The sequence below is a fragment of the Vibrio sp. 378 genome (genome assembly GCF_033339435.1).
Window position 1 is genome coordinate 26,037 of the sequence record NZ_JAWOUO010000015.1, and the last position, 21,420, is coordinate 47,456.

At 45.2% G+C, this 21,420-nt stretch carries 18 protein-coding genes; 10 read left to right on the top strand and 8 right to left on the bottom strand.

Annotation, left to right across the window (positions count from 1 at the left end):
• Positions 1-58: 58 nt before the first annotated feature.
• The gene (gene nrdD, locus R7Q48_RS20430; protein WP_054575441.1) at positions 59-2,179 is read right to left on the bottom strand and encodes an anaerobic ribonucleoside-triphosphate reductase; all 2,121 of its coding nucleotides are present in this window, start codon (positions 2,177-2,179) and stop codon (positions 59-61) included.
• Between the two features lie 309 nt (positions 2,180-2,488).
• Here nrdD and R7Q48_RS20435 point away from each other — a divergent pair, with 309 nt between their 5' ends.
• Positions 2,489-3,352, top strand: a complete 864-nt coding sequence (locus tag R7Q48_RS20435; protein ID WP_213966203.1) for an endonuclease/exonuclease/phosphatase family protein — start codon at positions 2,489-2,491, stop codon at positions 3,350-3,352.
• 53 nt (positions 3,353-3,405) lie between these two features.
• Here the strand turns inward: R7Q48_RS20435 and R7Q48_RS20440 are convergent, their stop codons facing one another.
• From R7Q48_RS20440 to R7Q48_RS20450, 3 genes are read right to left on the bottom strand one after another with little or no spacing between them, the layout of a single operon-like run.
• A complete protein-coding gene (locus R7Q48_RS20440; protein ID WP_053349906.1) occupies positions 3,406-3,846 on the bottom strand; it encodes a YeeE/YedE family protein in 441 nt (146 codons plus the stop codon).
• A gap of 14 nt (positions 3,847-3,860) precedes the next feature.
• Complete coding sequence (locus tag R7Q48_RS20445) at positions 3,861-4,274, bottom strand: YeeE/YedE family protein (RefSeq protein WP_254901900.1); 414 nt, start codon at positions 4,272-4,274, stop codon at positions 3,861-3,863.
• 5 nt (positions 4,275-4,279) lie between these two features.
• Positions 4,280-4,570 (bottom strand): ArsR/SmtB family transcription factor, encoded by a 291-nt coding sequence (locus R7Q48_RS20450; RefSeq protein WP_005376206.1) that lies wholly within the window; start codon positions 4,568-4,570, stop codon positions 4,280-4,282.
• A 151-nt stretch (positions 4,571-4,721) separates the two neighbouring features.
• On the opposite strand from R7Q48_RS20450, the gene R7Q48_RS20455 reads away from it, so the two are divergent.
• Entirely contained in the window at positions 4,722-6,425 is a 1,704-nt protein-coding gene (locus tag R7Q48_RS20455) for an FAD-dependent oxidoreductase (RefSeq protein ID WP_256902687.1), read from the top strand.
• A 66-nt stretch (positions 6,426-6,491) separates the two neighbouring features.
• Here the strand turns inward: R7Q48_RS20455 and R7Q48_RS20460 are convergent, their stop codons facing one another.
• Together R7Q48_RS20460 and R7Q48_RS20465 are read right to left on the bottom strand one after the other, a co-directional pair.
• Positions 6,492-7,190 (bottom strand): aspartate/glutamate racemase family protein, encoded by a 699-nt coding sequence (locus R7Q48_RS20460; RefSeq protein ID WP_047101077.1) that lies wholly within the window; start codon positions 7,188-7,190, stop codon positions 6,492-6,494.
• 138 nt (positions 7,191-7,328) lie between these two features.
• Entirely contained in the window at positions 7,329-8,129 is an 801-nt protein-coding gene (locus R7Q48_RS20465) for a PhzF family phenazine biosynthesis isomerase (protein ID WP_318132425.1), read from the bottom strand.
• 146 nt (positions 8,130-8,275) lie between these two features.
• Between R7Q48_RS20465 and R7Q48_RS20470 the strand changes: the two genes are divergently transcribed.
• Complete coding sequence (locus R7Q48_RS20470) at positions 8,276-8,725, top strand: YkgB family protein (RefSeq protein WP_005376100.1); 450 nt, start codon at positions 8,276-8,278, stop codon at positions 8,723-8,725.
• 198 nt (positions 8,726-8,923) lie between these two features.
• On the opposite strand, the gene R7Q48_RS20475 is transcribed toward R7Q48_RS20470, so the two are convergent.
• On the bottom strand, positions 8,924-9,400 hold the full coding sequence (locus R7Q48_RS20475) for a DM13 domain-containing protein (RefSeq protein WP_005376099.1): 477 nt from the start codon (positions 9,398-9,400) through the stop codon (positions 8,924-8,926).
• Between the two features lie 195 nt (positions 9,401-9,595).
• Positions 9,596-11,920, bottom strand: a complete 2,325-nt coding sequence (locus tag R7Q48_RS20480; RefSeq protein WP_318132426.1) for an FdhF/YdeP family oxidoreductase — start codon at positions 11,918-11,920, stop codon at positions 9,596-9,598.
• 665 nt (positions 11,921-12,585) lie between these two features.
• On the opposite strand from R7Q48_RS20480, the gene R7Q48_RS20485 reads away from it, so the two are divergent.
• The 7 genes from R7Q48_RS20485 to manA all read left to right on the top strand — a co-directional run bounded on the left by R7Q48_RS20485 (position 12,586) and on the right by manA (position 21,093).
• Positions 12,586-13,470 (top strand): LysR family transcriptional regulator, encoded by an 885-nt coding sequence (locus R7Q48_RS20485; RefSeq protein ID WP_005460961.1) that lies wholly within the window; start codon positions 12,586-12,588, stop codon positions 13,468-13,470.
• A gap of 53 nt (positions 13,471-13,523) precedes the next feature.
• A complete protein-coding gene (gene fdhD / locus R7Q48_RS20490; RefSeq protein WP_005460891.1) occupies positions 13,524-14,354 on the top strand; it encodes a formate dehydrogenase accessory sulfurtransferase FdhD in 831 nt (276 codons plus the stop codon).
• Between the two features lie 406 nt (positions 14,355-14,760).
• Positions 14,761-16,155: a hexose-6-phosphate:phosphate antiporter gene (gene uhpT / locus R7Q48_RS20495; protein ID WP_021707729.1), complete on the top strand. Its 1,395-nt coding sequence runs from the start codon at positions 14,761-14,763 to the stop codon at positions 16,153-16,155.
• Between the two features lie 138 nt (positions 16,156-16,293).
• Complete coding sequence (gene uhpA / locus R7Q48_RS20500; protein ID WP_318132427.1) at positions 16,294-16,902, top strand: transcriptional regulator UhpA; 609 nt, start codon at positions 16,294-16,296, stop codon at positions 16,900-16,902.
• Complete coding sequence (gene uhpB / locus R7Q48_RS20505) at positions 16,902-18,404, top strand: signal transduction histidine-protein kinase/phosphatase UhpB (protein ID WP_151515548.1); 1,503 nt, start codon at positions 16,902-16,904, stop codon at positions 18,402-18,404. The genes uhpA and uhpB overlap by 1 nt, the downstream gene beginning before the upstream one ends.
• Positions 18,405-18,410: 6 nt before the next feature.
• On the top strand, positions 18,411-19,751 hold the full coding sequence (locus R7Q48_RS20510; RefSeq protein ID WP_262902282.1) for an MFS transporter: 1,341 nt from the start codon (positions 18,411-18,413) through the stop codon (positions 19,749-19,751).
• Positions 19,752-19,875: 124 nt separating this feature from the next.
• A complete protein-coding gene (gene manA / locus R7Q48_RS20515; RefSeq protein ID WP_005388002.1) occupies positions 19,876-21,093 on the top strand; it encodes a mannose-6-phosphate isomerase, class I in 1,218 nt (405 codons plus the stop codon).
• Positions 21,094-21,420 lie beyond the last annotated feature (327 nt).

A 21,420-nucleotide genomic window follows, 5' to 3' on the forward strand; every position in this document is an offset into this window, starting at 1 on the left:
AGAAAACCAACCTGTTTAAAGTTGATTTTCAAAGTGTTAAAACGAGTGGTAGTAAACCTTACAGGTGTTTAACTCGGCGCTTCACTTCTTCTTGCTTACCGAAGTTAAACGGGCGTGCATCTGGGCTGCCTAGGTAGCCACAAACTCGACGTGTTACTGATACTTTAGTTGAGTCATGGTTACCACAACTTGGGCAAGTGAAGCCTTTACTTGTACAGTCAAACTCGCCGTTGTAGCCACACTCGTAACACTCATCAATTGGCGTGTTTGTACCGTAGTAAGGCACTCGGGTGTAACTGTAATCCCATACGTTTTCTAGTGCTTCAACGTTGCGTTGCATGTTCGGGAACTCGCCGTAACAGATAAAGCCGCCACTTGAGATTTCTGGGTAAGGCATCTCAAAGTCGATCTTGTCGTACGGGTTCACCTTCTTCTCAACATCTAGGTGGAAGCTGTTGGTGTAGTAACCTTTGTCTGTTACGCCTTCAATTACACCGAACTCTTTCGCATCGATTCGGCAGAAACGGCTACATAGGTTTTCACTTGGCGTTGCATATAAGCTGAAGCCATAACCTGTTTCGTCAGCCCATTGATTCACAGCATCTTTTAGATGCTTGATGATCGCGACCGCTTTTTCACGCAAAACAGCGTCATCATAAACGTGCGCTTCTGTACCGAATAGCGCGTTAATTGTCTCGTGTACACCGATGTAACCAAGAGAAATAGACGCACGACCGTTCTTGAAGATATCTGCGATTGAGTCGTCAGCTTTCAGGCGAACACCACACGCACCTTCCATGTAAAGGATTGGTGCAACGCGTGCTTTCACGTTTTCTAGACGCGTGATACGTGTTTCTAGCGCTTTACGAGCAAGACGTAGGCGATCGTTTAGAAGCTCGTAGAACTTCTCTTCGCTGCCGTTTGCACGGATTGCGATGCGAGGAAGGTTCAAGCTCACTACGCCTAGGTTGTTACGACCTTCGTGAATCAACTCGCCGTTTTCTTCGTAAGTACCAAGGAAACTACGACAGCCCATAGGTGTTTTGAATGAACCCGTTACTTCTACTACTTTGTCGTAGTTAAGAATGTCTGGGTACATACGCTTAGACGCACACTCAAGCGCAAGTTGCTTGATGTCGTAGTTTGGATCTTCCGATTTGTGGTTCAAACCATCTTTGATGCCGAATACCAGTTTAGGGAATACCGCTGTTTTACGGTTCTTACCTAGACCAGCAATACGGTTCTTCAGAATCGATTTCTGAATAAGGCGTGATGCCCAGCTTGTACCAAGACCAAAACCAAACGTAACGAATGGTGTTTGACCGTTCGCTGTGTGTAGCGTGTTTACTTCGTATTCTAGAGATTGGAATGCGTCGTAACACTCTTTCTCAGTGCGCGCTTTTGCGAACTCTTCTGGCTCAGCAATGTTCCACTCTTTTGCGATCTCTAGGTGTTTCTCGTAGCTTGTGATTACGTACGGTTCTAGAACCTCATCAATACGGTTGATGGTTGTACCGCCGTAAATGTGGCTCGCGACTTGAGCAATGATTTGCGCTGTTACCGCTGTTGCAGTCGAAATTGATTTTGGCGTATCAATCTCAGCGTTACCCATTTTAAAACCATGCGTCAGCATGCCTTTAAGATCGATAAGCATACAGTTAAACATTGGGAAGAACGGTGCGTAATCTAAATCGTGGTAGTGAATGTCACCCACTTCGTGCGCTTGGACCACATCGCGAGGAAGAATGTGCGTCTTCGCATAGTGTTTCGCTACGATACCAGCCAACAAGTCACGTTGAGTCGGAATTACTTTACCGTCTTTGTTCGCGTTCTCGTTGATTAGATCCAGATTACTTTCTTCAATCAAACCTTCGATTTCGCGAGTTAGTGCACTTTGCTTCTCACGAGCGATGTCGCGATCGTGGCGGTATTCAATGTAAGAACGCGCTAGGGCTTTGTAAGGACCTTGCATGAGTTCATTTTCGACTAAGTCTTGAATCTCATGGATGTGAACTTCATCGTGTTCTCTTAACTGTAACTCGACAGCAAGAGCCACATTAAGAGCATAAATAGCGACATCTTTATCTTTGTTTTCCGCTGCTGCTTCAACTGCTGCTTGGATACGATCCCTGTTGAACGGAGCTCTTGATCCGTCGCGTTTGATTACGATTGGTTTCACCTTGTTCTCCTTACCCGAGCATACTCACAGAGTTATCCACAAACACACTATATGGGGTTATTTTTTATTTTAGCAACACAATATATTGTGGCGTATTTAACGAGAAGCACCACTCGAAAACATTGATTTTGATCAATAAAGATTGGCTAGCGAACAAGAAGAAATCGATCTTATTGGCGTTGATCTCAGTTGCGAAGAAAACCATGAAAATTGCAAAATTGGTACTAAATCTACTTGCTATTTTTGGAGGTCTTGTAGGATAAAGGATGGAAAGGAATATGCTAAAAGATAGGAGTGCAACAGGCCAAAATGCGATCACTTTTTGTTACGTTAATATTACTTTTTAGTTCTCTTTCATTTGCTCAAAACTCCATCAATCTAACCAGTTGGAACATAGAATGGTTATCTATAGATGGTGGAAAAGTGTCGAGAACACCACAAGATTTTGAAAAACTGACCCACTATGTGGATAAAACACAAGCCGACATTCTTGCTTTTCAAGAAGTCGAAAGTGCTGCTGCCATCCAAAAATCCGTTGGCAATAACTTCACTATTTATCTTTCCGATCGTTCAAACGCCTCCAACCGACACCTTCAGTTTAACGACACCAACCAATACACAGGCTTTGCCGTGCGCAATGGCGTAAGCGTATTAGACAAGCCAGACTTCTCTATCACACGAGGCAACAGCAAGCTGCGCTTCGCGAGCTACCTTGTTTTAAATCCAAACCAAGAAAACGAGACTCACTTACTCTCTGTACATCTGAAAGCGGGTTGCAGTGGCGCGTATCGTAATAACCGCGATTGTAAGATAGTGAAACAACAAGGACAGGCACTAGCTAAGTGGATAAAGGCGCGCGAGGACAACAAACAACATTATGTCGTGCTTGGCGACTTTAACCACAACTTGGGTTATCAAGGAGATTGGTTATGGGACGTGATATCGGACAATACTAGTGCAAAGCTAGTGACTAAAGACACTAAAGCGGAATGTAAAGTGCGTTCTAATCGTAATCCGAATAAAACCCACCAATTCCGCTCGGTGATAGACCACATTATTGTGAGTGGTGATTTAAAGGCGTCGTCTGGTGTTCAAACCGTTTTCAAAACACAAGATGTACTCGACTATAAACTGAGTGACCATTGCCCGGTTTCTACGACACTCACTTTTTAGCGTTTAAGTTCTCTGTTAACGTTGAGATACTCTTTTTTGCGTTAAAGAACTCTTTAGCCACGAACCATTCTTTTAGCGGTGAATGACCCAACCAACATTGCCGCTATAAAGAGCAGAACTTGTGTGTTGCCAGTAAAAAAGCTGGCAACCGCAGGACCAGGACACACACCCAGTAAGCCCCAACCAATACCAAACAGTGCTGCACCACCGACTAACTTTTTGTCTATCGTTTTAGAAGTCGGACAGACAATCTCATCACCAAACACAGATTCGCTTCTTGGCTTTATTAATAAAAGATAAGCAGGAACGAACACAACAAGTGCTCCGCCCATTACGAAGGCTAAGCTTGGATCCCATGCCCCAGTAATATCGAGAAAGCCAATCACTTTTGCCGGATCAGCCATACCAGAGACCACCATACCAATACCAAAGAGCACACCAGAAAATGCAACAACGGACATTTGCTTAATACTTTTCATTACGTGAGTTTTCATAACGACACTATTCCTCACGATACTAGCAAGACGGTTAACATGGCTGTGGCCATAAAAGTACACGTCGCGACCACAGAACGGATTGAGAAACGCCCTATCCCACAAATACCATGGCCACTAGTACAACCATTGCCGATACGCGTACCAACACCGACTAACAAGCCAGCAACGATAACTAAAATAAGAGAACCGCTGTACTGATCTGGTACATGCCCGCCAAGAACATAAACAGCAAACAAGCCACCTAATACCATCGCAATTAAAAAAACAATTCGCCAAACGCGGTCTGCGCTCTCAACGGCACCGTTTAAGATCCCACTGATCCCAGCAGTCTTGCCAGTAAATAGCATCAGTGTTATCGCTGATACGCCAACTATTATGCCGCCCAAAAGCGACATCCAAGGAACTTCAAACATAGCATCCGCCAAACTAATTACTTACAGAAAACTTGCTTAAACGCTTCAACCAGCGGACCAACTCTTTCATCAGAAATTGAATAAAATACCTGCTGAGAAACCTTCCTAGCTTTAATGATGTCGTGCTTTCTCAATACGGTGAGATGTTGTGAAAAAGCAGATTGGCTTAATGATGAACCTTCAAACAGTTCACCGACCCCTTTCTCGCCTTCAATCAGCTTACACATCACGATTAGGCGCTCTGGATGAGCCATAATTTTAAGCAGCTCACTCGCTTCGGTCGCACTTTGTAGCATACTGTCGCCCATTCTTATGCCTCTTCATTACTACATTACATTTCATTAGATATTACTAATTAATATTATTAAGTCAATGCTAATGTAGATTAAATAACATTAGACTAAGCTAATTTATTTAAGTAAGGTGTAGGCGTTTTCGATCATTCAGCAGGAGAAATCCATGAGCAAAATCGTGATTATTGGTGGGGTTGCTGGAGGTGCATCTGCAGCAGCTCGCGCTCGTCGTTTAAGTGAAGATGCAGAAATCATTATGTTTGAACGCGGTCCATTTGTGTCATTTGCAAACTGTGGCTTACCCTATCACATTGGTGGTGATATCCAAGAGCGCAGCAAACTGCTTCTTCAAACGCCTGAGAGCTTTTTAGCGCGTTTCAATGTTGATGTCCGTGTGATGAACGAAGTGGTTTCAATTAACCGCCAAGATAAAACGGTTACGGTTAAGAATTTGCTTGATGGCTCGGAATACCAAGAGAGCTACGACTTTCTTCTACTCAGCCCTGGCGCAGGTCCAGTTGTGCCGCCTATTCCGGGTATTGATAACCCGTTAACGCACTCGCTGCGCAATATTCCAGATATGGATCGCATCATTAAAACGATCGAAACCAACAAAGTTGAACACGCTACGGTCGTTGGTGGTGGTTTTATCGGTTTGGAAATGATGGAAGCCTTCCACCAGCTAGGCATAAAAACCACATTAGTTGAAATGGCGGATCAAGTGATGACGCCCGTTGACCGTGAAATGGCTGGCTTCGCACATGCTGAAATTCGTGAGAAAGGCATCGACCTTAAACTTGGCGTCGCACTTGAGTCGGTGAAATTCGTACCTAACGAGCACGTGGCAAGTTTCGACTCTGGTGAGAGCGAAAAACACCAACATCTAGAAGGTGAATTGGAATTAACACTAAACAATGGTGAAAGACTCACCACCGATATTTTGATTATGGCAATTGGTGTTCGCCCCGAGACCAAATTAGCAAAAGAAGCTGGCTTAGAAATCGGCGCTCTTGGTGGTATTTATATCAATGAATACATGCAAACCAGCGATCCTTCGATCTACGCTGTCGGCGACGCGGTAGAAGAGAAAGACTTTGTGACTGGCGAGCAAACTCTAGTGCCACTTGCGGGCCCGGCAAACCGTCAAGGCCGAATGGCAGCAGACAACATGCTTGGCCGCCAAGAAACTTACCAAGGTACGCAAGGCACGGCGATCTGTAAGATTTTTGATTTAGCCGTCGCTTCTACTGGTAAAAACGAGAAACAGCTGAAACGTGAAAACATCGCTTATGAAAAAGTGTATGTGCATACAGCAAGTCACGCGAGTTACTACCCAGGTGCAGAAACCGTGTCATTCAAAATGCTGTTTGATCCAGTAACAGGTAAAATATTAGGTGCGCAAGCAGTAGGTAAAGACGGTGTTGATAAACGTATCGACGTAATGGCAGTTGCTCAGCGTGCTGGTATGACGGTAGAGCAACTGCAACACCTCGAGCTAACTTACGCGCCACCTTATGGCTCTGCTAAAGATGTAATTAACCAAGCGGCGTTTGTGGCAAATAACATCATCAAAGGTGACGCGATTGCGATTCATTATGATGAAATGGATTCACTGACAGAAGACCAACTGTTACTTGATGTTCGTAATCCTGGTGAATTGGAATCCGTTGGTTATCTTGAAGGTGCAATTAATATTCCTGTCGATCAACTACGTCGTCGCATGCACGAACTTCCTAAAGACAAAGAGATCGTGATTTACTGTCAAGTTGGGTTACGTGGTAACGTAGCATACCGTCAGCTGGTCAACAATGGTTACAAAGCCCGCAACTTGATTGGTGGATACAGAACTCTCAAATTTGCTCGCTTATAACTTGATAATAAAAAGAGAAAACCACGTGCTTGGTTTTCTCTTTTTTTGCAGGAAAGAAAGCGTAGATCATTCACCTTCAATTGCCAAACGGACTGCTGCTTGAGCATGGATAGAAGTGGTATCGAGTAGTGTAACATCGGTGTGACTTTGGTTTACAAGTAAGGCAATTTCAGTACACCCGAGAATCACAGCTTCAGCTCCCTGCTCTTTTAGTTTTTCAATAATTTGCAAGTATATCGTCCTTGACTCCTCTTTGATTTCACCTTGGCATAACTCTTTATAAATAATGTTATGTACTTTAGAGCGGTCGTCTTGATCGGGAATTATGACATCAAGCCCATAGAGGTCTGAAAGCCTTCCTTTATAAAAGTCTTGCTCCATTGTGAATTGAGTACCAAGGAGTCCGACCTTTTGAACCCCTTTCTCACGAAGTAACTCAGCAGTCGCGTCTGCGATATGTAGTATAGGGATATTAGTACTGGCTTCAATTTGAGGCGCAACTTTGTGCATTGTGTTAGTACAAATAAGAATGAAGTCAGCGCCCCCTTTTTCTATTGAAGATGCAGCATCAGATAGAATGCTTGCCGTTTCTTCCCATTTACCTTGATGTTGAAGCTTCTCTATCTCTGAAAAATTCACGCTATACATACAAATTTTTGCAGAATTTAGGCCGCCTAACGCCTCTTTGACTCCTTCGTTGATCAATTTGTAATAGCTAAGCGTCGACTCCCAGCTCATACCACCTAGAAGGCCGATAGTTTTCATATAACTCTCCAATCGTTATACACCACCGTGCCAGGGGTGTTTTTACAAAAAAATCAGCCACTTAAATAAGCAGCATTCAAGCGTCTTCACTATTGAGCATTGGGTAACACGAAAATAAAATCATTCCCACAAGGACCGCTACGCGATTCTCATATATCCTCGCAATATCGTTACTGCATTTCCAGAAAGCTTAACGTGCTCAGTGCTTAACAACTCTGTATGGACGACCCCACTTCTCTCGGAGGCTTGGAAGCCTTTCAGTTGCTTTTTGTTGAGCTCTTTAGCCCAGTAAACACATAAAGCGCAATGTGCAGAGCCTGTAACTGGGTCCTCATTAACACCTACCCAAGGCGCGAAGTATCGAGAGACAAAATCGGCGTCAGTACTTGATTGAGCAGTGATGACGACGCCACGGCCCTTTTGTTTAAGCAGCGCACCAAAATCAGGGTCGAGCTGTTCAAGCACAAATTCATCATTAATGACGATCAACTGCTTATTATCAAACTGACCGTAGGCGACTACATTGGCGGCATCTAGCCCCAAGCCATGAAGTAAGTCTTTGTTAATACTAGCTTTCATATCTAAAGTTGGAGCAGGAAACACCAAATGAATTTCTTCATGATCGAGTTGTGCAGTTAAAACCCCAGATAGCGTAACGAACTCAATCGTATCTCCAGTATTATATAACCCCTGCTCTTTCAGAACGTGCGCCGTTGCAAGTGTGCCGTGTCCACACAAAGCAACTTCCGTCCTCGGTGTAAACCAACGAAGTTGCATTGTACTGAGTGACAGAAATGCCGTTTCAGATAACGACATCTCGGCCGCGATGGCCAACATCGTTTCCTCATCAAGGCTTGACTCTGTGATACAAACACCCGCGGGATTGCCTTTGAAAACCTCTGATGTAAACGAGTCAACCTGAAAAATTTTAACTTCCACGAAATATCCTTAAGTTCTATCAAACACGTAATTCTGTATCACGTGATTTTTAATATCTGTTGTTTGAGCGAAAAAAACTATGAAATTTTCTACCAACCTTATAGGTCTTGTTGGAAGCGCTAACAAACAGGAGAATGTAGTTAATTATGCAAAACGTAAAAAGCCATCATCAATGTGACTCAATTGGATATCTTATCGGAGTTTTCGGCGTTTCTTTAGTTCTAATATGGATTGGTATTTATAAATTCACACCTACAGAGGCCAAGCTTATACAACCGCTCGTTGAAAATCATTTTCTGATGAGTTGGTTGTATGATGTGATGTCAGTTCAAGCCGTATCAAACATCATTGGCGCAACAGAAATCATTGTCGCTATTGGATTAATCGTTGGCCTTAAAAACACACGAGTCGCTTATTTTTCTGGCATAGCCGCCGCAATTATTTTTCTTGCGACACTCAGCTTTCTAATTACGACACCGAATACATGGAAAGTGTCTGATGGGGTTTTGGTGACAAACTTCTTTTTAGTAAAAGATATTCTATTTTTAGCCATTGCGATTAGCGTCATCGAACGAAACAAGCCAAACAGAGAATAACTCTAAATAGTTCGAAATCTTGTTTTTCCAGAACGTAGCCTGAAAGGTGCAAACGACTTACAAGTCGAATGGTTCTGTCAATAACTCTAAACAAAGGCTCTTAAATTTAGAATGTTTAAGAGTCTTTGCCTCTTAATTATGCGAAACAACATCCTAGCGTAAAGTGAAAAGAAAAGCCTTTCACTCTACTGCTAAGGTTTATTGATACTTTGCCGAAGTAATGAACTCACCGAATGTCTCGCACCATACAACAACCGTATTGTATTCAGAAATTGAAGTGCTTTGAGGAACCTCAACAACGAAGTTATCGAACGTTTTGACATCACCAATTAAGCTCATCTCAGATTTAAGGTCATTAAACTCTTGTTCCGTTTCGACAAACTTAGGAGATAGATAGAGTTTATAGTCTGGTCCGGGAGCGAGTTTTCCTACCAACGTAATGACTTCAGAACTCAAATGAATCTCTCCCTCTCCCCAATGAAAAGCATCGCTACCTTTGAGTTCCCTCTTAAACACTGCGCTGTATTCTGCACCTTGCTTGCTCTTAGCAACTTGTTCATCGGTCGGCGCAGGTGGTGCAATAAGGATCGGTAAAGTATAGATACCTATCGCAATGCCAATAGAAACTGCCACTAAGTGACTGATTGTTAATTTAATTATATTTTTCAAGGTCATAAGCATCTTCTTATTAGTTTTACTACTTGAAATTAGATTCAAATCGGCCTTATCTGTCTATTATCGAGCAGCATAATGTCATTAACATTATACACAAGCTATGCGCACTAAATGCAGACTGAGCGCAATTAAAAACGGCTGATAATTAATATCAGCCGTTTGCTTATCGGAAATGTCGTTGTGCCGGTTTGGTCACTATTCCGCTTCCACCAAAGCGATCTTATCGGATGTCGATTTTTCCAATTTTATCGCAATAAACTTAGAGGTTGGCGTAAACGTTCTATCCCCATAACTGTCCAAAGGAACTAATGGGTTTGTTTCTGGATAGTAAGCCGCCGCCTGACCTGCTGGTACATCATAGGCAACAAGCGTAAATCCGCTCACACGGCGCTCAACGCCATCTTCCCACAATGACACCATGTCCACTTTGTCGCCCGGTTCAAAACCGAGTTTACGAATATCCGCTTCATTGATAAACAGCACTTCGCGCATACCAAATACTCCACGATAACGGTCATTCAAGCCGTAAAGTGTCGTATTGTATTGGTCGTGTGAGCGCATGGTTTGCAAGATCAAATCTGGCTTTTGGCCTTTTTCGAGTATCGCTTCGCTGATCAACTGCTTCGGCAACTCGCTAGAGCTGAACTGTGCTTTGCCGCTTGGTGTATTCCATCGACGCTCAGCAGCTGGGTTTACCAAGTGGAATCCACCCGGGTGTTTAAGCTTATGGTTAAAGTCGGTAAAGCCCGGAATCGTGTCGGCAATCAAATCGCGAATACGGTCGTAATCTTCAATCGCCCACAACCAATCAATTGGTTTTGCCCCGAGTGTAGCATTGGCAATACCGGCAATAATCGCTGGTTCTGAACGCAAATGCTCCGAACGCGGTTTTAGCTGACCAAATGAGATATGTACCATGCTGAAGGTATCTTCAACCGTCACGCCTTGTGGGCCAGTCGCTTGCTGATCAATCTCAGTACGGCCTAAGCACGGAAGAATAAGCGCATCTTTACCTGTGACAAGGTGAGAACGATTTAACTTCGTCGAAATGTGTACGGTTAAATTACAGTTTCGCATTGCGTTGTGCGTACGTTCTGTGTCTGGCGTTGCTTGTGCAAAGTTGCCGCCCAAACCGATAAATACTTTCGCTTGCCCTTCTTCCATCGCTTTAATGGCTTGCACAGTGTTGTGGCCTTCACCGCGCGGGACGGCAAAGTTAAATCGACTTTCAATGCGATCCAACAACAGCTCTGAAGGTTTTTCATCAATGCCCATCGTACGGTCGCCTTGAACGTTACTGTGACCACGCACTGGTGAAAGACCCGCGCCCGGCTTACCAACGTTACCTTGTAACATTTGCACGTTTGCGACTTCTTTAATGGTTGGTACAGAGTGACGATGCTGAGTCAACCCCATCGCCCAACACATGATCACACGTTCTGCACGTCGATACATGCTCGCCACCATCTCGATTTCACTTAAATCAAGACCCGATTGTTCCGCGATGTGTTCCCAAGACGTTGCATCCACTTCAGCCAAATACTTATCAATACCTATCGTGTGTTGTTTGATGAATTCGCGGTCAAATACCGCTTTGCCACCGTTTTGCAATGCCTCGCGCTCCCATTGCAACAAGAATTTCGCGATGCCACGAAACACTGCCATGTCTCCGCCTAAAGCAGGACGCAGGTACGCCGTGTTGGTAGGCTCTGAACCGTTACTCAACATCTCAATCGGCATTTGTGGGTTTTGGAAACGCTCTAATCCGCGCTCTTTCAGCGGGTTTAGACAGATAACCTGTGCACCACGTTTTACCGCTTCACGCAGAGGTTCAAGCATTCGTGGGTGGTTCGTACCCGGGTTTTGACCAATCACGAAAATCGCATCAGCTTCTTCAAAATCATCAAAGATCACTGTGCCTTTACCAACACCAATGGTGTCTTTCATCCCTATTGCGCTGGCTTCGTGACACATGTTGGAACAATCTGGAAAGTTATTGGTACCGAATGCGCGGACAAATAGCTGATACAAAAACGCCGCTTCGTTGCTTGCACGACCAGAGGTATAAAACTCCGCTTGGTGCGGTGAATCCAATTGATTGAGATGCTTCGCGACAAGTGCAAAAGCCTCATCCCAAGAGACTGGCACATAGTGATCGGATTCTGCATCGTATCGCATTGGGTGCGTGATACGGCCTTGGTATTCCAACCAGTAATCGGTTTGCGTTGAGAGAGAAGAAACGCTGTGATTGGCAAAAAACTCAGGATCAACCAGACGATTGGTCGCCTCCCAGTTTACCGCTTTCGCGCCATTCTCACAGAAATTGACTTTACCACTATCTGGCGACTCGCCCCATGCACATCCCGGACAGTCGAAACCGCCATTTTGGTTGGTTTTGAGCATAGTGCGAATGTTTTTAACTGCATTTTCACTGCCCCACCAACTTCTGGTTACGGCTTTCAGTGCACCCCAACCACCAGCTGGACCTTTGTATGCTTTTATTTGTTCCTTTTGGCTCACGACTTTACTCCTCGCAGATATACCAGCAAGCAGGGTGCCCGTGAAAACAAGCGCGTTATTTATTGAGATAATGCGGAAGTATTGAAGGGCTTAGTTTCTAATCCATGTATTTTTTAATCCAAATAAGTAACCACTCAACATGCTCTCGCCTGTCCGAGCGTTTACTTATCTAGATTCTTGATATCGGATACCCGCCTACTGTTTCTAAGACTGTTAGATTCAATTTGCATTGTTGCGTCTTGATCTAAATCAAAGATTAAGTCGATATTCAATATGCGTCCAATTGATAATCCTGACCGAGTGATAAACAAAATCTATGACGAATTTTTCCACTGACGGTCATCACATTTTTAATCAATACAATTTATGAGGTTAATCGTTTTCCCATTCGATTCTACCTAGTTCGATTAACGAACTCAATAAAATCGGCACTCTTGATAATAGATAATATCTATCACACTATAGATACTTTAAATTTGACCCTAATTAATATCAGGAATAGCCTTGATTCAGATCAATTTTGAGTGTGGTTTTATTCTTGACTTGGTTTTGGTTTTCCATTCCCTAGTTAAAACGCTCCAGCGCTTAAAAAGTACGGTAGTGCTGTGCCCTTTTTAGGGAGTTCCCCGTACATGTGACTCACAACGCAAGGTTAACAAGCCATTATGGATATCAAACAACTTAAATATCTCATCGCACTTGAACAGACCAAACACTTTGGTCAAGCCGCCGCATTGTGCCACATTACGCAGCCTACCTTGTCCATGAGAATCCGAAGCTTAGAGGAAGAACTCGATCTCGAATTAATCCAAAGAAGTCAACGATTTGAAGGATTCACTGAAGCCGGAGAACGCATTTTAGCTTGGGCAAAAACCGTCTTAGCAGCTCATGATGGATTGCAAGCCGAAGCCGCCAACTGCCGTGGTCAGTTAGTCGGCTCTCTTCGGCTTGGAATGGTGCCACTCGCCAGCCAAAACCCTATGCAATTGCTCAAACCATTAGCTCAACAGTTCCCTGAGTTACGCTTTCAAATACTCTCCATGACGACCGAACAGATCATAGACCAACTCAATCGCAATCAACTTGATTTGGGGATGTGTTATGTCGATCAAGTTAACACCGCTTACTTCGATGTTATCGAGCTAGATTCAACCAAACTTGGCGTTTTATTCGATGAACGTCATTTTGATTTTGCCGAATCTGAAGTGTTATGGGAGTCACTCAATAACATTCCGCTAGGGCTGCTTTCGAAGGGCATGCACTATCGCCACTCCATTGATCTTAGCTTTGTGAGTAAAGGGCTGGTTCCGCAAACCGTCATTGAAAGTAACTCCACCTTTCACTTGATCCAAGCAGTAACCAGTGGCCTTTGTTGCGCCATTATGCCGCTGAATTGTGGATTGGAAGAGTTGAACGATACGCTTCGCATTATCCCTATCGAAGAAGCCGCCGTTCACGCCCCGCTAGGTTTGTTAAAGCGAAAACAAGAACCCTTCTCCGCGCTAACGGATCAGTGCTTCGCAGAAGCAAAAAACATATTTAATCGATAACAAGAATCCACACGTCAATTTTTGGCATACATAACGGCTTATGAGGTGATTTCATGAGATGTACTACTCAATCTTATTTTGAACTGTCCGATTTCAATCAAGCACCACCTCAACCAAGTGCGTTCAATTACCGAGAATTGATTGATGGCCGCCCAGTGCAACAAATGTCGCTGGCGAGTGAATCCGCCTTAGCTATCAGCTACAACGGCATTAGCCAAGCGGTCATGATGGTGACGCCAGGCCATCTGGAAGACTTCGTGAAAGGATTTAGCCTAAGCACAGGCATCGTCCACGACTTCAAAGAGATCAAAGACATTGAAATTGGTGGCGATCACGAATCTCATTATGCGGAAGTAGAAATCAGCAACCGCGCTTTCTGGGCGCTAAAAACACAACGTCGGAATCTTGCAGGCACAACCGGATGCGGCATTTGTGGCGTCGAGGCTCTGGAACAAGCTTTGCCTGATTTAGCACCGCTAACACCGTCTCTTCCTCCGCGCTCCGATGTATTCGAAGGGCTGCGAGACAAAGTCGCACTGCATCAAGAAGCCGCACGTGAATCTGGCGCGCTACACGCCGCTTTATTTTCAGATTTACAAGGCAACATCAAGTTGTGCCGAGAGGACATCGGCCGTCACAACGCGCTAGATAAGTTGATTGGCGCATTGGCCAACAATCACATCGAACCTCAAAGTGGCTTCGCAATCATGACAAGCCGTTGCAGCTTAGAGTTGATCCACAAAGCCGTTCGCGCGCGTATCCCCACTCTGGTTTGCTTATCTGCACCTACAGCGTTAACTGTCGAATGGGCAAGAAGAAACCATTTGAACCTAATTCACTTACCAAAACACGGCTCGCCGCGTCTATACAGCCCTGCGCCTTAACACGTCAACCTAGCCGAATTCCTAATATTTCTAACAGAGACCTCTGGGTCTCTGTTGTTTGCTTCTCGTTCCCAATTGATACTTAGCGACAAGACACTATTCTCTCCAACCAAACGTGCTCACCCCTTGTCAGCACTAAGCTTGCATATATTAACCTGCTTGCATTTGAACGCTTTCCAATCCGATAAGAACCCTGTCAAAAACCCATAAATTAGTAAGGATTTTGTGTGACTCTTTTCACGCTTTTCCGCCTTCCTAGGCATTTCTAGGAATTTTTCCTAGCCGATCTAGGCAACCATCTCATGTGCCTCACAAAACCACTCTCTAGAATTCCGCTCAGTCAAAGGTAACAAGAGCACATAACGGTCGCCGTTGTGTTTCTAAAACAATTACAAGAGAGTTCATCATGTTAAAATTCCTCGAACAGGTGCGGAAGCCGACCCTCGATCTTCCTGTCGAAGTTAGAAGAAAGATGTGGTTTAAACCGTTCATCCAATCTTACTTGGTCGTATTTATCGGCTACCTAACCATGTACTTGATTCGTAAGAACTTCAATGTCGCGCAAAACGACATGATCTCAACTTACGGTTTGAGCATGACAGACCTAGGTCTTATTGGCCTTGGCTTCTCCATCACATACGGCATCGGTAAAACCGTTGTCTCTTACTACGCTGACGGTAAGAACACCAAGCAATTCCTCCCTTTTATGCTGATCCTTTCTGGTCTTGCAATGCTTGGTTTCAGCTTCAGCATGGGCGGCGGTAGTGCAAGCCTGTTCTTGATGGTGGCTTTCTACGCTCTGAGTGGTTTCTTCCAAAGTACTGGTGGCCCTTCTAGTTACTCAACCATTACAAAATGGACACCTCGTAACAAACGCGGCTCTTACCTAGGCTTGTGGAACATGTCACACAACGTTGGTGGTGCGGGCGCAGCGGGTGTTGCTCTTTTCGGTGCCAACTACCTATTCGACGGACACGTAATCGGCATGTTCGTGTTCCCTTCTATCATCGCGATCATCGTTGGTTTTATCGGTATGCGCTTTGGTAGCGACTCTCCAGAAGCTTACGGTCTAGGTAAAGTAGAAGAACTTTTCGATGAAGCAGTGAGTGAAGAAGACACCGCCGCTGAAGAAAACCAGATGACCAAAAAAGAAATCTTTGTTGAATACGTTCTTAAAAACAAAGTTATCTGGCTACTTTGCTTTGCCAACATCTTCCTTTACATCGTTCGTATCGGTATCGACCAATGGTCAACGGTATACGCGTACCAAGAACTTGGTCTGTCAAAAGAAACGGCAATCTCTGGCTTTACTCTATTCGAAGTCGGTGCGCTTGTGGGTACTTTGATGTGGGGTTACTTATCTGACTTAGCAAACGGTCGCCGCGCATTGGTTGCTTGTGTGTCTCTTGGTTTGATCATCGTATCGCTTGAGTTCTACCAACACGCCACTAGCGAGTTCATGTACTTAGCCTCACTATTTGTATTGGGCTTCTTGGTGTTTGGTCCGCAACTTCTTATCGGTGTTGCCGCGGTTGGTTTTGTCCCTAAAAAAGCAATCAGTGTGGCTGACGGCGTAAAAGGTACATTCGCTTACCTAATCGGTGACAGCTTCGCGAAACTTGGTCTCGGTATGATTGCAGACGGTACACCTATCTTCGGCTTAACAGGTTGGAAAGGTACCTTCGCAGCTCTAGATACCTCCGCCATGATTTGTATTGTTTTGCTTGCTTTCGTCGCTATCGCGGAAGAGAAGAAGATTCGACACGCGAAGAAGCTTCAACTTGCACAAAACCAAGCCTAACTTCTCTGCGCGCTTTACTTCGGTAAAGCGCGCAAGATCATTAAAATGAGTTGATCAATTCAGTATCATTAAAGGTTTTTCTATTGGCTCCTGTTGGAGCTTATTGTTGTTAGTCGTCTGCTCTATTTGGTTGTAATAATGATTCATGTTGCTCTAGTTGATGATCACGTCATCGTGCGTTCAGGTTTCGCACAATTATTAAATTTAGAAAGTGATATTACCGTTGTCGGTGAATTCGGCTCTGTCGCCGAAGCGCGCAAAGGCTTGCCTGCGGTACACCCTCATGTCGTCATCCTAGATATCTCCATGCCAGATGAAAGCGGCTTAAACTGTCTTAGCGAAATACCAACTGGCATTGCCTGCGTGATGCTTAGCGTGCATGACTCCCCTGCGATGGTGGAAAAATCACTAAAGCTAGGTGCAAAAGGCTATCTTAGTAAACGCTGTAGCCCAGACGAACTTATTCAAGCCGTGAGAACCAGTGCTTCTGGCGGCTGTTACCTCACATCAGATATTGCACTTAAACTTGCAACGCCTAGCGACAACACCACCTCTCTATGCCAACTGACAAAACGTGAAAACGAGGTATGTCAGCTACTTGCCACTGGGTTGGATGTAAAGTCTGTCGCGGCAGAGCTTGGCTTGAGCCACAAGACTGTGCATGTTCATCGTGCGAATGCCATCGACAAACTCGGCGTGAAAAACAACGTTGAGCTCGCCAAACTATTTTCTCAAGAGTCCTTTTAATGCGAGCTTATGCTGTTACCACCATTTGCGGACTTTTTGTTATGGCTTGCGCTTGGTTTTGCTTTTGGGTGATTGCCTATTACTTTGTCAATGATCCCGAGCTGGCGATCTTATTGTTTCCTTTCGCTTTACGATTAGGTGTCGCCCTTCACACTCGCACCGCTTATTGGCCGACGATTTACCTTTCGGAGTGGGGACTTTCCATCGCACTTGCGATGTTACTGGGTCAACCGCAGTGGCTTACCGTGCTGATTGCGAGCATTGCCAGTATCCCGGTCACACTGATTGCGAAAAAATACTACTACGGTGACCAAAACCGCCACTTAGCCGTCATGGGCATTGTGATCATCATTACCGCCTTCATCAACGTAATGGCGGTCGGATTTCACGTGCCTTCTGTTTACATGGTATGGCTGGCTAGCATTTCTGGAGGCTTGCTCGTGGTGCCTATGTGCTACCTGTTGTGGAGCTATTTGTTCCAAAGTCGTTGGTCTCCGCTCAGCTCTCTCCTACTTAGTAATGCCGTTGTATTTCAGGTGCGTCATATCGTGCTTTATGCGCTGCTTTTGATCGGCAGTATTTTGGTGCAAACCAGTTTGCCTGAAGAGCTAAAACGATTTGCGCCGTTTTGTATGGCGATTCCAATCATCGTGCTTGCTCTGCGTTACGGCTGGCAAGGTGCTCTGCTCGCCACCATGCTCAACAGCATAGCGCTGATTGCGGCTCGTAGCGGCGTATCGAATCTAGAAATCACCGATTTGTTATTATCTCTCTCGGCGCAAACCATTACTGGCATTATGCTCGGTTTAGGGGTTCAGAAACAAAAAGACCTCAATCACAAACTGCGCGGTGAACTTGCGCGCAATCAGAATTTGTCTCGCCAGCTTATCAAAGCGGAAGAATCGGTAAGACGCGATATTGCGCGCGAACTGCATGACGAAATCGGCCAAAACATCACGGCGATCCGCACACAAGCCAACATCATTAAGCGGGTAAATAACACAGAAACACGCGTTGGTTGCGCGGACATGATCGAAGGGCTTTCGCTCAACGTGTACGACACCACTAAGCGACTGTTGAGCAAGCTAAGACCCAAAATGCTGGATGATTTGGACTTGAAAGAATCCGTCGAGCAACTGACGCGAGAGATGGAATTCGCCAATCACGGAACGACTGTTCAACTGAACTGGCAAGGCGATTACACCAGCCTGAGTGACACACTCAAAGTCACCCTATTCCGTTTATGCCAAGAGTCATTGAATAACGCAGCCAAGTATGCAGGAGCGCAGTTGATCAATATTGAGCTGACAATTGGAGAAACGGCGGTGTCACTGATGATTCACGATGATGGTGTCGGTTTCAAAGTTCAGGATAGCATGAAAGGCATGGGCGTTCGCGGCATGCAAGAGCGTGTGCACGCGTTAGGTGGAAAAATGGTTATCTACTCCACCAGCGATCAAGTGATCGGCACACAAATCAGCATTACTTTACCTAAGGTGTAACCCAAGATGTTTGGATTTTTACGTTCACCTAAATTTACTCAACCGAGTCTGAGCAACGAGCAAATCGACCAACGTTACCACCATTGGCGTTTGCACATTATGTTGGGGATGTACATCGGCTACGCAGGTTTCTACTTTACCCGTAAGACCTTTAACTACGCCGCACCAGCGATGATTAACGATCTTGGCTTAGATAAAGGCGATTTGGGTCTTATCGGTACACTTTTCTACATCACCTACGGCTGCTCGAAGTTTATTTCTGGCACGATTTCGGATCGCTCTAACCCTCGTTATTTCATGGGATTAGGATTGATTGCGACAGGTCTGGTCAATATCGCGTTCGGTTTTTCTAGCTCACTCGCGGCTTTCATTACTCTGTGGATCTTAAACGCCTGGTTCCAAGGCTGGGGCTGGCCTTCATGCTCCAAGCTGTTAACCACTTGGTATTCACGTTCCGAGCGTGGCTTCTTATGGGCGATTTGGAACACCGCACACAACGTTGGTGGCGCGCTGATCCCTATTTTGGTGGGCTATTTAACGTTGCACTACAGCTGGCGTGAAGGTTTTATTCTACCCGGCATCATCGGGGTATTGCTCGGTCTATTCGTTTGTTGGCGATTGCGCGACAAACCCACAACAATGGGTTTACCAAGTGTCGGCCAATGGCGCAACGACGCACTAGAACTTGCGCAAGAAAATTACGGACGTGGCCTCACCTACCGCGAAATTCTGAAATCGTACGTATTTAACAACAAATACATTTGGCTGCTCGCGTTCAGTTATGTGTTGGTTTACATCGTCCGAACCGCAATCAATGACTGGGGAAACCTGTACTTGACCGAGCAGCATCACTATAGCCTGATTAATGCCAACGCTGCTCTGTCTATGTTTGAAATCGGCGGTTTTGTTGGTTCATTGGTTGCGGGTTGGGGCTCAGACAAACTCTTTGGCGGTAACCGTGGGCCAATGAACTTGCTGTTCGCGATTGGGATTTTCTTATCTGTCTCTGCGCTTTGGCTAATGCCTCTGACCAACTTTGCATTCCAAGCGGCGGGATTGTTCTCCATCGGCTTCTTTGTCTTTGGGCCACAAATGCTGATCGGTATGGCGGCGGCGGAGTGCTCTCACAAAGACTCTGCCGGCGCGGCAACAGGATTCGTGGGCTTGTTCGCCTACATGGGCGCAGCATTGTCTGGTTATCCACTGGCGTTAATTCTTGAAGAATATCATTGGACGGGTTTCTTCATCACCATTTCAGTTTGTGCAGCCGTCATTGGCCTTTTGTTGCTGCCATTTTTGCAAGCGCAACCATCACGAAAACCACTCGAACCAAAACCTCGGTTGTAAATCGACTTATCGCCCTTCGGGCAAATTGGCGAGTGACCTAACCGCGCTCGCCCACCTTATTTAACGTATCTCTGCTCAATTTTTCTTCCGATTCAGTTCGGAGGGTTAACTATGGGAAAAATTCATGAATTTGAACACTATTTCATCGCATAGCTTCTTTCAAATGAACAACAAAATCCAAAACTACGCTTGGGGAAGCACCTCTTCTATTCACGATTTGTTTGGCTTTTCTAACGAAACGAATGAGCCTCAAGCAGAAGTATGGATGGGTACTCACCCAAACGGCTGCTCTGAAGTTCAGATTGAGCAGAACACGCTGCCTTTGTCTGAACTGATCAAACAAAACCAACCCGCTTACTTATCAGCAGAAACCGCAGCGAAATTTGGCGACCTGCCCTTTCTGTTTAAGATCTTAGCGGCCGAACATGCACTGTCGATTCAAGTTCACCCAAGCAAACAAGATGCCGAAATAGGCTTCGAAAAAGAACAAAGTGCCGGGATCCCACTAAACGCAAGCCATCGTAACTACAAGGATCCAAACCACAAACCAGAGTTGGTGTACGCGCTGACAAGTTACCAAGCCATGAACGGTTTTCGCTCGTATGCCGAGATTATTGAGGCATTTAGCCTTTGCGATATCGATGAGCTACGCGCGCCTCTTGACACATTCAAACGCGAAATCAACTCACAAGGTTTACGCGATTTCTTTGTGCACATTCTTACCATGGAAGGAGAAACAAAAGAGCGAGCACTGAAACAGCTTCTTGCCCACGCTTCACGTCAATCGGAGCAAGGCACTGACAGCGACGTTTTCCAGCTCATCTTGGATCTATCCACTCAATACCCTGGCGATGTCGGCTTGTTTGCGCCATTACTGTTGAATGTCATCACGCTGCAACCTGGCGAAGCGATGTTCCTGAGCGCAAGAACGCCACACGCTTACATTAAAGGTACGGGATTAGAGATCATGGCGAACTCAGATAACGTTTTGCGTGCAGGACTCACGCCGAAACACATGGATGTTGAAGAACTGGTTAAATGCACAGACTTTGTGCCTAAGCCGTTTAACAGCCTTGTTCTAGAACCCAATGCCGATGGTTGCCAAAGCCTTTATCCGGTCCCAGTGGCAGACTTTAGTTTCAGCATTCTTAACCAACCGAACAATGAAGTGGTTGATGCCAATAGCGCAGAGATTTTGATGGCGATTGATGCCGACCTGACACTCATCAGTGATAACGGTGAGACGTTAACCGCCGCGAAGGGACAATCTGTATTTGTTCCTGCTTACGTTGGCCATTACCGTATTCAAAGTGCGGGACGTGTGGCTCGCGCCTTCAACTAGTTTTTGAACAACCGATTCAAACTAACGTCTGACCCAAGGGACTGGGTTAGACAATTTATTCCTTTCATAGATTGAACCATTCCGCTTTTAAGGCGCTCATGCTTACACCTTGTCGAATCCAAACACCTACAGGCCAGTTTCTCTAAAAGCCATAACCTCCCGGATCTGCCATTTACTGCAACATTCATTGTCAAAACCCATTTATGTCCGGTAAATTCGTCGCTCCAATATCAAATCACTTGGATAATAAAGGCGCTTGCACAGTGGTATTTGTTGCAAAACGTATAATCAACGTTGTAATCAAAGCCTCAATCACTACAATCTCTG